Here is a 13,350-nt window from a genome sequence, read left to right on the forward strand (position 1 = left end):
ATCAAATGAGCACCTTGATTTATATTCCTTTTATAGACTCCTACTAAAATAGCTATAATACTGTGACCACTAAACTGGTACTAAAACTCTTTATTTTAAACAATAACAGAGAGGATGTATCTATAATTTGATACACCCTCTCCTTTATTAGTCATTAAAAAATATTATAATCTCTTTTCTAAATCAGCTTTTAAATCTTCGTATCCTGGTTTTCCAAGTAATGCGAACATGTTCTTTTTGTATGCTTCTACACCTGGTTGGTCAAATGGATTTACTCCTAAGATATATCCACTTATTCCGCAAGCTTTTTCAAAGAAGTAAGCTAATTTCCCAAAATAGAATGGAGTTAATTCTGGCACTGATACTACTAAATTTGGTACTCCTCCATCATTATGAGCTAATAATGTTCCTTCAAATGCTTTTTTATTTACAAAGTCCATTGTTTTTCCTGCTAAGAAGTTTAATCCATCTGCATTATCTTCTGTGGCTTCTATATTAACTTCATATCTTGGTTTTTCTACTTTTATAACAGTTTCTATTAAATCTCTTCTACCTTGTTGGATATATTGACCCATTGAGTGAAGATCTGTTGAAAAGTCAACTGCTGCTGGGAATAAGCCCTTGTTGTCTTTTCCTTCTGACTCTCCGTATAATTGTTTCCACCATTCACCAAAGTAATGTAAGTTTGGTTCGTAGTTTACTAATATTTCTATTGATTTTCCTTTATTATATAATGCATTTCTTGCTGCTGCATATTGATAACAAGGATTTTCTTCTATATTTGGATTTGAGTATTCAACTCTTCCTGCATTAGCACCAGCCATCATTTCATCAATATCAATTCCAGCTGCTGCTATTGGAAGTAAACCAACTGCTGTTAATACTGAGAATCTTCCTCCTACGCTATCTGGAATAACAAAAGTTTCGTAACCTTCTTGTTCAGCAAGACCTTTTAAAGCACCTTTTTTAGCATCTGTTGTAGCAAAAATTCTTTGTCTAGCTTCTTCTTTTCCATATTTCTTTTCCATGTAATCTTTTAATATTCTAAAAGCTATTGCTGGCTCAGTTGTAGTACCTGATTTTGATATTACGTTTAAGCTTATATCTTTTCCTTCTATAGCTTGTAATAAATCATGCATATATGTTGAACTTATGTTATTTCCAATATAGAATATTTTAGGTCCTTTTCTATGTTTTTGACATATTGAATTATGGAAATTACTGCTTAACATTTCTATAGCAGCTCTTGCTCCTAAGTATGAACCACCTATTCCTATAACTATTAATATTTGTGAGTTAAGTTGAATTCTAGATGCAGCTTCTTTTATTCTTGCAAATTCTGCTTTATCATAATCTTCAGGTAAGTTAACCCAACCTAAAAAATCGTTTCCAGCCCCTGTGCCTTCATGCAATTTTTTATGTGCAGTTTCTACAACTTCCTTCATATTGATAATTTCTTGTTCATTTATAAAGCTTGCTGCTTTTGTTAAGTCAAAAGTTAAATTTTCTGCCATCACTTTTCCCTCCACATTTCTTTTCATTTTTATATTTATTTTATCATGTATTATTATTTATTAACAACCTTTCTAGGGTTGAAATCTATACAAATTAATTACATATTAATATGATATTCTCCTCTTCCATGTATTATTACCGAATATTATATCATTATGAAAAAAATTTTAACTTTCTAAATATTTATTAAAATAAAAACTACAGCAAAGGAGTTTTATCTTTACTGTAGTTTACTTTAAACCATAATTACATAATTTTAATATTTAATTATTCTATAGTTGCTTGATTAAAATATACTTGTCCTAATTGAGAAACTCTTATACCTTTAATATTCTTCTTCATAGCTTTTGGTTGAGTATACTCATATATAGGTATAATAGGCATATCAGTTAATAAGATCTCTTCTGCTTTCTTTAAATACTCATCTCTCTTAGCATTATCTGTTTCTATTCTAGCAGCTTCAATTAACTTATCATACTCAGGATTTTTATAACCTGCCTTATTATTACCTGAATTACTTAACCACATATCAAGGAATGTCATAGGATCAACATAATCTCCAACCCATCCATGTCTTGCAATATTGTATTTTAAATCAGTTCTAGTTTTTTGGAACACTTTCCACTCTTGATTTTGTAATTCAACATTTACACCAATTTCTTTCCACATAGCTTGAACAGCTTGAGCTATATCTCCATGATTTCCTTCTGTATTATAAGTTAAAGTTAAAGTTGGAATTCCTTTTCCTCCTGGGTATCCAGCTTCTTCTAATAATTTTTTAGCTTGCTCTTTATCTCCCTTCGATGGGAAGAATTCTTTTGAACTAAACTTATTTCCATCTGCTCCTTTAATACTAGATGGAACAAATGATGTAGCTGGTTTTTGTCCTCCTTTAGTTACATTTTTAATTAATGTATCTCTATCTACAGCTAAATTTAAAGCTTGAATAACTTTAGGATTTCTTAAAACCTCTGGACTCATATCATTACCACTTACATTTACACAATAAAAATAATTACCTATTTGAGGATAAATTGTACCAACCCCACTTTGAACCGCACTCTCAATTTTAGCTGGTGGAATTGAATCAACCATATCTATTTGACCTGATTCAAAAGCAGAATAAGCTGAATTAACATCTCTTATCATTCTCATTTCTAAAGTATCTAGTTTAACCGAATCCTTATTCCAATAGTTTTCATTTTTTGTAAATACAAATGCATCTTTAGCTCTCCACTCACTTAATTTAAATGGCCCATTTGAAATATAACTATCTACCTTAGTTGTCCAATTAGAGTCTTTTTCAACTACATCTTTTCTAACTGGGAAGTAACAAGGAAATGCCATCAACTCTATAAAATATGGTGTTGGACTCACTAAAGTTACTTCTAAAGTCTTATCATTGATAGTCTTTATAGCAATATCTTCTACTTTTCCACCCTTTGTATTATATTCTTCAGCTCCCTTAATATAATATAATTGATATGCATACTCTGCCCCATTTTTAGGATCTAAAGCTCTCTTCCAAGCATATTCAAAATCTCCTGCTGTTACAGGTTTTCCATCTGACCATTTAGCATCATCTCTTAGAGTGAAAGTATAAGTCAACTTATCTTCTGATATTTTATATTCCTTTGCAACCCCCGGAATAGCCTTATCATTTTCATCAACTCTCATTAATCCCTCAAAAGCATTTACTAAAATTGTTGAACCTCCAACTGATGCATTTAGAGCTGGATCTATAGTTTTTGGATCCTCCCCTAAATTATAAATTAATTTTTTCCCCTCTGCTGCTCCTCCTGATGCTGACTTTTCTCCACCACAACCTACAAATAGTGATGCACTAAGTACAACTGTTAAAGCAACAGCACATAAACTTTTAATTTTACCCATATATTTCTTGCCCCCTTCTTAATTTTTATCTGATAGCTAGATGTTGTAATACTCCTATCTTTTGTAAGTAGGAGATAAACAGCCTCATGCTTCTAGATAACTTCAACTAAAATTCAGCTAGAATCAAAATTCTATGTGAATTAAGTCTCAGTTTATATTGAAACTTGTTTTACAAGTTTAATAACGCAACTAATGTTTAATCAAATAAATGACAAGCTACTAAATGTCCCTTTTCAACCTCTTTCAACTCTGGTTCTTTACTTTTACATATATCCATAGCATATTTACACCTTCCACAGAATCTACATCCTGCTGGTGGATCTATTGGCGAAGGAATATCTCCTTCTAATATTATTCTTTGATTTGACTTAGCCACTATTGGATCTGGAATTGGAACTGCTGATAAAAGAGCTTGAGTATATGGATGTTTTGGCTTTGAATAAACATCATCACTTGGTCCTTTCTCAACCATTTTTCCTAGATACATAACTCCAATATGTGTTGAAATATGCTTAACCATACAAAGGTCATGAGCTATAAATAAGTAAGTTAGTCCAAATTCTTCTTGAAGCTCTTCCATCATATTAATTATTTGTGCTTGAATAGATACATCTAAAGCAGATATAGGTTCATCACAAACTATAAGGTCTGGTTTTAATACAAGTGCTCTTGCTATTCCAATTCTCTGTCTTTGTCCACCTGAAAATTCATGAGCATATCTATTAATATGGTCTCCACTTAAACCAACTCGCCCTAATATTTCTTTGATTTTTTCTTCTCTCTCTTTTCCTACATACAATTTATGAATATCTATTGCTTCCCCAATTATATCTCCAACAGTCATTCTAGGATCAAGAGATGCGTAAGGGTCTTGAAATATCATTTGCATATTTCTTCTTAAGGACACCATTTCCTTATTAGAGAATTTTGTTATATCTTTGCCCTTAAAATTTATTACTCCCTCTGTTGGCTCATAAAGTTTTAATGCTGTTCTACCTAATGTAGTCTTTCCGCAACCTGATTCCCCTACAAGTCCTAAGGTTTCCCCTTTGTTAATTTTGAAAGACACATTATCCACTGCCTTAACATAACTTTTTTTTGCAAATGCTCCTTTCTTTACAGGGAAGTATTTGCATAGATTTTTTACTTCTAAAATTACCTCTTCATTATTCATTTACTTCCCTCCTTATAGGTGATTCTACCTTTGGTGCATTTTCATGACACAACCAACAAGCAGTATATTGATTATCACTTATAAAATATGGTGGCATTTTTTCTTTACAAATTTTCATTGCATAATCACATCTATCTGTAAATGGACATCCTACTGGTGGTTTTAATAAATCTGGAGGTTGTCCCTCTATAGGTATTAATTTTTCTTTTACTTCACTTTGTGGATTAGGAACACTTTTTAAAAGCCCCCAAGTATAAGGATGTTTAGCATTATAAAAAATATCTTCCACTGAACCCTTTTCTATTATTTTTCCTCCATACATAACATTAATTCTTGTACAAAGGTCTGCTACCACACCTAAATCATGTGTTATTAATATAATTGAAGTATTTAATTTATTTTTTAAATCTTTCATTATATCTAATATTTGTGCTTGTATAGTAACATCTAAAGCAGTAGTTGGCTCATCAGCTATAATTAACTTAGGATCACACATAAGACTCATAGCTATCATAACTCTCTGCCTCATTCCACCTGAAAATTCATGTGGATACTGCTTTATCCTTTTTTCTGGACTAGGTATTCCCACTAGCTCTAACATTTTTATAGCTTTTTCTAAAGCTTCCTTTTTACTAATTTTTTTATGTTTTATTAAATGTTCTGTTAATTGATCCCCTATTTTTAAAACTGGATTTAAAGAAGTCATAGGATCTTGGAATATCATAGATATATCATTTCCTCTGATTTTCTCCATTTCCTTCTCTGGCACCTTTGAAATATCTCTTCCTTCAAAAATCACTTCACCAGCTTTTATTATTCCGTTATTAGCTAAAAGTCTCATTACAGACATCATTGTTACTGATTTCCCACATCCTGATTCTCCAACAATACCTATAGCTTCACCTTTATCTAAATCAAAACTAACTCCTCTTACTGATTTAACTTCTCCCACATGAGTTTTAAAGGAAGTTTCTAATTCTTTTACTTCTAATAATTTTTCCATCTAAACTCCCTCCCTACTTTTTATTCTTAGGATCTAAAGCTTCACTTAATCCATCACCAAATAAATTAAATGCTAAGATTATTAAACATATCATTAATGCTGGAAATAAAAGCTGATATGGATAAACTGTAAGAACCTTTTGTGCATCATTAGCTAAAGTTCCAAGTGATGCTAAAGGTGGATTTATTCCAAGACCAATAAAACTTAAAAATGCTTCTGTAAATATAGCTTGTGGTATTAAAAGAGTCATGGTTACAATAATTGAACCTATACAGTTAGGAATCAAATGTCTAAATAAAATTCTACTTCCAGAAGCTCCAAGTGCTCTTGCTGCTAATACAAATTCCTGTTGTTTTAATTGTAAAACTTCTCCTCTTACTATTCTCGCCATATTAATCCAATAAGATATACAAAGTGCTAATACAATTGTTGATAAACCACTTTTTCCACTTCCCGGTTGATTAAATGCTGCCATAAATATAATTACGTAAATTGTTAATGGAATTGAGTATAATACATCTACAATTCTCATCATAAAATTATCTACTTTTCCTCCAACAAAGCCTGATATTCCACCATAGATAATTCCTATAATCAAGTTTATAAATGCAGCAGCAAAACCTATAATAAGAGAATATCTAGCTCCATAAAATGCTCTTACAAAAATATCTCTTCCTAATTGGTCTGTTCCAAACCAATGTTCAGCTGAAGATTTCATATTTGCAAGCTCTAGATTATTTTGTTCATAGCTAAACTTTGAAAGTGATGGAACTAAAATAGAACCTAAAATAAATAAAATTATTATTATTAATGATATTAAAGCTACCTTATTTGATTTAAGTCTTCTCCAAGCATCTTTCCAATACCCAACACTAGGTCTTACATTAACATTTAAATTCTTTTCTGAGCTATCTAAAGGTGTGAATAAATCTTCATCTAATTTATCTAAATCCAATTTACTTAATTTTATATCATTCATAAAAATTCACCCCTTTTTATCCTTCTAATTTAATTCTTGGATCAACAAGTCCATAAAGTATATCAACTATTAAATTACATACTATAACTAAAGTACAGTAAAAAACTGTTACTCCTAAAAGTAAAGTATAATCTCTGTTTCCAACAGATAAAACAAACTCATTTCCAATTCCTGGTATAGCAAAAATTGTTTCAACTACAAAACTCCCTGTTAAAATAGAAGCTACTAAAGGTCCTAAATAAGTTATTATTGGAATTAATGAATTTCTTAAAGCATGTTTTATAATAACAGTTCTACCACTTAAGCCTTTTGCCTTTGCAGTTCTTATATAGTCAGATTTCATAACATCCGTAAGTCTACTTCTTGTTAATCTTGTTATAAATGCTAATGAACTTCCTGCAAGAGCTATAACTGGCATTACATAATACTCTGCTCCATAAAAACCTGTTGCTGGTAATAGATTTAATTTTAAAGCGAAAATATATATTAATAATGTTCCTATAACAAAACTTGGTATAGTTACACCTAAGGTAGCTATAAACATACATAGTTTATCTGGCCATCTTCCTTCCTTCAATGCTGCTAATATTCCTAATAGCACTCCTATTACTAAGGATACTAATACTGTAACTATCCCTAACTTTGCTGATGCTGGAAAAGAATACTTAATAGTATCATTTACCATTCTTCCTGGGAATAACATTGATTCTCCCATATCTCCTTTTGCTAAATTCCCCATATACATCTTGTACTGTTCACCTAAAGGCTTATCAAGACCATATTTAGCATCTAAATTTGCTTTAATTTCAGGTGTTATCTTTTCCCCATCAAAAGGTCCACCCGGCATTAACCTAATTAAGAAAAATGTAATAGTTACAACTGCAAATATTGTAATTATACTTGTTAAAATTCTTTTACATACATACTTAAACATTTCTAACCCCCCTTAATTAAAAATGCATAAAGAAAAATAAATATAAACTTGTAAAAATATTTAATTCACTTAAGCATTACGCAATATGTAATTAATAAAATTTCATTTTTATTAAATTAATGAAAAATTTGTAATTACCTATATGTTAATATAAATTATATATTCTAAATATATAATTTGTAAATAGGATATATTATTAACAATTTGATAATTATTTTCCCAATTATTTGATATGAATCTATTCTTTTTCCACGGCAAAAAAACACTTGTCCCTCATATATACTCATTTCACAGTTCAAAAATTCTTAATAATGAATTAACTTTTTACAGTTTCTTTCAATAAAATTATTTTAACGTTAGCAGAAAATAGGCAAAAAAAAAGATAAGTTTAAATATTTCTCATTATGAAAAACTCTCTAAACTTATCTATCTTTATCTAATACATATGACATGCAACAAAATGTTTTTTTTCAACTTCTCTCAATATTGGTTCTTTTTCCTTACATATCTCCTTAGAATACTTACACCTTTCACTAAACTTACATCCTTTTTGACCTTCTGATTTTATGGAAGCCTCTCCCTTAACCACTTCTTTTTTTCTTCTATCTCTTGGATGCATTATAGGAACTGATTCCATTAATGCAATTGTATATGGATGCTTAGTATTCTTATAAATAAGGTTTTTATCACCAATTTCAACTATACTGCCTAAATACATTACTGCTACTCTATTTGCAATATATTTAACCAAAGCTAAATCATGGGATATAAATAAGTAGGACATTCCAATCTTCTCTTGCAACTCTATCATAAGATTAATTATTTGAGCTTGCATTGACACGTCCAAAGCTGATACTGGCTCATCAGCAATTATGACTTTAGGTTTTAATGCAATTGCTCGAGCAATTCCTATCCTCTGTCTCTGTCCTCCTGAAAACTCCCTAGGATATCTGTCTATATATTCTTTAGGTAATCCACAAAGTTCCATTACCTCTACAACCTTTTCCTCTAAATTCTCCTTATTAGCTATATTGTGATAAAGCATAGCCTCTCCTATTATATCCTTTACTCTTTTCATAGGATTTAAAGAACTATATGGATCTTGAAAAATCATTTGTACTTCTGTTCTTATTTCTTGTCTCTCTTTTTTACTTACCTCAAATATATTTTTATTATTAATTTTTACTTCTCCACTATTTTTATTGATTAATCCGATTATAGTTTTAGCTAATGTTGTTTTTCCGCATCCAGACTCACCAACAATAGCTAAGCTCTCTCCTTTTTTTAAGGTAAAAGTAATATTATCTACAGCCTTTATAAATTTTTTAGTTTTCCTAAAAAGTTTCTTTTCAGCAGGAAAATACTTAATTAAACTTTTTACCTCTAGAATATTTTCTTCATTCATAAGTAAACTCCTTACTTAATTAAATGGCATGACACTCTGTGATTCCTATTGATATCTTTAAGTTTTGGTATACTTAACTTTCTGCATGTATCTTCACATTGATCACACCTATCTAAAAAATAACAATTTTTTAATTCATCAATTTTACTAGGAACTTGTCCTTTTATTATAGGAAGCCTCTTAATTCCTTCAAACTCTAAATCAATATTGGGTCTTGAATTCATTAATGCTTTCGTATAAGGATGTAATGGATTATCAAATAACTCAAAAATATCAGCCTCTTCAACAATTTGTCCTGCATACATAACTACAACTTTATCACAAAGTTCTGCAACTATTCCTAAATCATGAGTTATCATAATAATAGACATATTATATTTTTCTCTTATGTTCTTTAACAATTCTAAAATTTGAGCTTGAATAGTAACATCTAAAGCAGTAGTGGGTTCATCAGCTATAAGAATTTTAGGAGTTGAACATAAAGCCATAGCTATTAATACCCTTTGTCTCATTCCTCCTGATAATTCATTAGGATAAGAATTATAAATAGCTTCTGCTCTATAGATACCAACATCTTTTAACATATTTATCGCTATGTTCTTTCCTTCTATCTTGCTTATACTTTTATGTGTCATTATAGCTTCAACCATTTGCTTCCCTATAGTATAAACAGGGTTTAATGCTGTAAGAGGATCTTGATAAATTGCAGCAATTTCCTTTCCTCTTATTTTTGTCATATCTTTCTCACTTAACTTAACTATATCTAAGCCATTAAAAAGTATTTCTCCATTATTTATTTTTCCCTGTGGTTCATTTATAAGTCTCATTAAAGACATAGCTGTTACAGATTTTCCACATCCTGATTCCCCAACAATACCTAGTATTTTCCCTTCCTCTAAAGAAAAACTAACATTATTTACAGCATTAATATTATAGCCACTATTATTAAATGAAACACTTAAATTTTTATATTCAACTATACTCATACTATCCCTCCATTAACTTTTCCCAAAGCCTTTTTGAACTGCTCTACCTATACAATTAAAGCTTAAAACAACTAAAATTATAAAAATACTTGGAAAAATTATTAAGTATGGATTTGTAGTCATATATTGTTCCGCTGAATTCAACATACTCCCCCAAGAAGCAGTTGGAGGTTTAAGTCCTAATCCTAAAAAGCTAAGCATAGCTTCCATAAGTATTGCATTAGCTGCATTCATAGTTGATGATACTACCACTATTTGTCCTATATTAGGTATAATGTGACTTACTATTATTCTACTACTACTAATCCCTTGTGATTCTGCACATTTTACATAATCTATTTCTCTCAAAGTTAAGACCTCTCCCCTAATAACCCTTGCTGTTCCCATCCATGAGAACACTGATATAACAACAATAATTTCCGTTAAACTTGATTTTATTATTACACTTAAAATCAGTAAAATAAAAAATGTTGGTATGCTCATAAATATCTCTAAAAATCTCATTAAAATATTATCAACAATTCCTCCAATATAGCCACTTACTGCTCCTACCATAGTCCCTATAGCAGTAGATAATATCATAACTGAAAATCCAACCATTAATGTTGCTCTTCCCCCAAACAATATTCTTGTAAAATAATCTCTCCCTAAAGAATCAGTACCAAACCAATGAGTAAAGCTTGGACTTTGAAATGAATTGCTAAGATTTATATCATTAGGTTTATATGGAGATAAAAATGCAAATATAGCACTTAAAGAAATAACTATTAAAAATATAAAACTAGTTAAAGCAATCTTATCTTCTTTTATGCTATTCCATATGCTTCTAATCATTTCAATCCCCCCTTAACTCTAGGGTCTATAACTATATATAATATATCTGAAATTAGGTTTCCTATAATCAAAAGTACAGATGCTAATAAAGTTGTTGCCATTATTGTGGGATAATCAAAAGACGTAACAGCATTATAAGCCATTCTACCTACCCCTGGCCATCCAAAAATTTGTTCTATAACTACAGATCCCATAACAATATTAGGTAAAGAGAGCCCTACTAGAGTTACAACTGGTAAAATACTATTTTTTAATATATGCCCATAAAAAACTTTCTCTTTGCTCAGACCTTTACCAAGAGCAGTTCTTACATAATCCTTGTCTGCCTCAATTTCTATAGAATTTTTAATATACTGAATTATTCCTCCAACATCAGTTAATACCACTGCTGTAACAGGCATTATAAGATGTACCATTAAGCTTCCTATAGTTTTATCTCCTATTCCATACATTCCTATACTTGGCAATAAATTTAGTTCTACAGTAAAAACAATTATAAGTATTAAGGCCAATAAAAAAGATGGCATGGCTATGCTTATATTTGAAAATATATCTATTATTCTTCCTATATAATCATTTCTATGGATTCCTCCAACAACACCTAAGAATATTCCTAAAATAAATGTTGCTACCATAGACACACCACTTAGTATTATAGTTGGAACTAATCTTTCAAGTATCTCCTGTGAAACTGGTGTAAATGATATTAATGAATTCCCAAAGTTACCATGCAACACTTCCTTTAACCAACAAAAATATTGAATTATTATAGGTCTATCTAATCCTAAATTTCTCCTTATTATTTCTACTTGTTTATAGTTCATATGAGGATTCATATACATTTGTATAGGGTTTCCTGGAGCTACTTTCATTATGAAATAACACACTATAGAAACAATAAATAACATAGGAATAGCCTGAAGAATTCTTTTTATAATTAAATTTCCCATTGTTTCTCCTAACTAAAATAAGAGGAAAGTTAATAAAATAAAAAATGCTATTTACTAACTCCCCCTTAATTTTTTGTTTAATTATTTGTTTTTATAGTACAATTCACCAAAATTATTAAACATAATCATTGGAGCTAATTGAGCTTCTTTAATTCCTTCTATTCCTTTTCTAGTAGCTATTACTGTATCTGGATAACTTATTGTGTATATAGGTAATTGTTCTGATATTTTTTGTTGAATTTCTTTAAATATTTGGGCTCTATCTGCTTCATTTGTCATTGTTTGTGCTTTTGCAAATAATTGATCTATTTCTTTATTAGATATTTTTGAGCAGTTATCAGCTTGTCCAGTAACAAATTCTTGTGCATAGGAATCTGGATCATTTCCCATATTATATCTATTTAATCCTAAATCAAAAGTTTGACTAGTTTTTGAAAGTAAATCTGTGTAGAATGCATTAGTATTCATAGGCATTATTTCAACTTTAATACCTATTTTTTCTAATTCTTGTTGAATAACTTCTGCTTCTTCCTTCATACCTTGTACACCTGTTCCATAAGCAAGCTTTAATGTAATATTCTTTTCTCCTGATTCTTTTAGAAGTTCTTTTGCTTTATCTATATTTTGATCATATTTTGTTACATCAGAGGTATAATCCTCTGCTTGTGGAGCAAAAGTTGAATAAGCAGGTTCAGCATATTTAGTACTTGTTGCTGATGCTGTTATTAAATCACTTCTATTTAATGCATATGCTATTGCTTCTCTTACCTTAATATTTTTTAGTACAGGAACATTTAAATTAAATGTTATATGATTAACTAATCCAGAAGCAAAAGTTTGGAAATTAAAATCATTTTTTAATTCTGAAATTTCATTAGGTGCTACTAAAGAAATATCAACTTGCCCACTCTTTAATGCAGCTATATTAGCTGTATTATCTGGTATTATTCTAAAATCAAGATTTTCAATTTTAGCTGGAGTGCCTTCAAAATATGGATTTCTTGTTAATTTAATTAATGACCCCTTAACCTCACTAACAAACTTATAAGGACCATCACCTACTGGGTCATTATTCGCCTTGTCTGTTTGTATATCCTGAACGCCCTTATAAATATGTTCTGGTATAGGAATTAAAGATATTAAGTCATATTTAAATCCTAAAGTTGGAGCTGGAAGATTAAATTGTACTGTAGTACTATTTATCTCTTTACAAGTCACTGGTTTATTATCAATAATAAATGATTGAGTGTCTAAAGCATTTTGTTTTGTATTCATTATTTGGTTAAATGTAAATACCACATCACTTGCTGTAAGTGGTTTTCCGTCAGACCACTTCAAATTTGGTTTTAAAGTTAAGGTATAAGTTTTACAATCTGCTGAATGTGTTAAGCTTTTTGCTAGTCCATTATACTCTATAGTTCCATTATTACTTATATTAAATAAATTTTCATAAAGTGTATTACTCACTGCCTGAGAACTTCTTATATTAGCATACATTGGATTCATTGTTAATGGTGCTGAAGGCAATGCCACTACTAATTGATTATTCTGTTGATTACTTCCACCTTTACTTTCAGCATGTACTGTTGCTGCACTTATACCTCCAATAATAACTACTGCTGCAATGATTATCCCTATTATTTTTCCTTTGTTCATCTTTATTCCCTCTTTTTATCC

11 protein-coding genes are annotated in these 13,350 nt (G+C 30.1%); all 11 read right to left on the reverse strand.

Going from position 1 to position 13,350, the window contains the following annotated elements; translation table 11 throughout:
- Nucleotides 1-164: 164 nt before the first annotated feature.
- Complete coding sequence (locus ARA19_RS13910) at nucleotides 165-1,514, reverse strand: glucose-6-phosphate isomerase (protein WP_055071544.1); 1,350 nt, start codon at nucleotides 1,512-1,514, stop codon at nucleotides 165-167.
- Nucleotides 1,515-1,782: 268 nt separating this feature from the next.
- Complete coding sequence (locus ARA19_RS13915; RefSeq protein ID WP_055071545.1) at nucleotides 1,783-3,408, reverse strand: peptide ABC transporter substrate-binding protein; 1,626 nt, start codon at nucleotides 3,406-3,408, stop codon at nucleotides 1,783-1,785.
- Nucleotides 3,409-3,604: 196 nt separating this feature from the next.
- Nucleotides 3,605-4,582: an ABC transporter ATP-binding protein gene (locus ARA19_RS13920; protein WP_055071546.1), complete on the reverse strand. Its 978-nt coding sequence runs from the start codon at nucleotides 4,580-4,582 to the stop codon at nucleotides 3,605-3,607.
- Nucleotides 4,575-5,585 carry an ABC transporter ATP-binding protein gene (locus ARA19_RS13925; RefSeq protein ID WP_055071547.1) on the reverse strand — a complete coding sequence of 337 codons (1,011 nt, stop codon included), beginning with the start codon at nucleotides 5,583-5,585 and terminating at the stop codon, nucleotides 4,575-4,577. The genes ARA19_RS13920 and ARA19_RS13925 overlap by 8 nt, the downstream gene beginning before the upstream one ends.
- 13 nt (nucleotides 5,586-5,598) lie before the next feature.
- Nucleotides 5,599-6,564, reverse strand: a complete 966-nt coding sequence (locus tag ARA19_RS13930) for an ABC transporter permease (protein WP_055071548.1) — start codon at nucleotides 6,562-6,564, stop codon at nucleotides 5,599-5,601.
- 16 nt (nucleotides 6,565-6,580) lie between these two features.
- A complete protein-coding gene (locus ARA19_RS13935; protein ID WP_055071549.1) occupies nucleotides 6,581-7,498 on the reverse strand; it encodes an ABC transporter permease in 918 nt (305 codons plus the stop codon).
- A 436-nt stretch (nucleotides 7,499-7,934) separates the two neighbouring features.
- Complete coding sequence (locus ARA19_RS13940; protein WP_055071550.1) at nucleotides 7,935-8,903, reverse strand: ABC transporter ATP-binding protein; 969 nt, start codon at nucleotides 8,901-8,903, stop codon at nucleotides 7,935-7,937.
- 11 nt (nucleotides 8,904-8,914) lie between these two features.
- Entirely contained in the window at nucleotides 8,915-9,889 is a 975-nt protein-coding gene (locus ARA19_RS13945; RefSeq protein ID WP_055071551.1) for an ABC transporter ATP-binding protein, read from the reverse strand.
- Between the two features lie 12 nt (nucleotides 9,890-9,901).
- The gene (locus tag ARA19_RS13950) at nucleotides 9,902-10,723 is read right to left on the reverse strand and encodes an ABC transporter permease (protein WP_055071552.1); all 822 of its coding nucleotides are present in this window, start codon (nucleotides 10,721-10,723) and stop codon (nucleotides 9,902-9,904) included.
- Nucleotides 10,720-11,673 carry an ABC transporter permease gene (locus ARA19_RS13955; RefSeq protein WP_055071553.1) on the reverse strand — a complete coding sequence of 318 codons (954 nt, stop codon included), beginning with the start codon at nucleotides 11,671-11,673 and terminating at the stop codon, nucleotides 10,720-10,722. The genes ARA19_RS13950 and ARA19_RS13955 overlap by 4 nt, the downstream gene beginning before the upstream one ends.
- A gap of 81 nt (nucleotides 11,674-11,754) precedes the next feature.
- Nucleotides 11,755-13,329 (reverse strand): ABC transporter substrate-binding protein, encoded by a 1,575-nt coding sequence (locus ARA19_RS13960; protein ID WP_055071554.1) that lies wholly within the window; start codon nucleotides 13,327-13,329, stop codon nucleotides 11,755-11,757.
- Nucleotides 13,330-13,350: the final 21 nt, after the last annotated feature.

It is taken from the genome of Clostridium massiliamazoniense, assembly GCF_001403635.1.
GTDB classification, from domain to species: domain Bacteria; phylum Bacillota; class Clostridia; order Clostridiales; family Clostridiaceae; genus Sarcina; species Sarcina massiliamazoniense.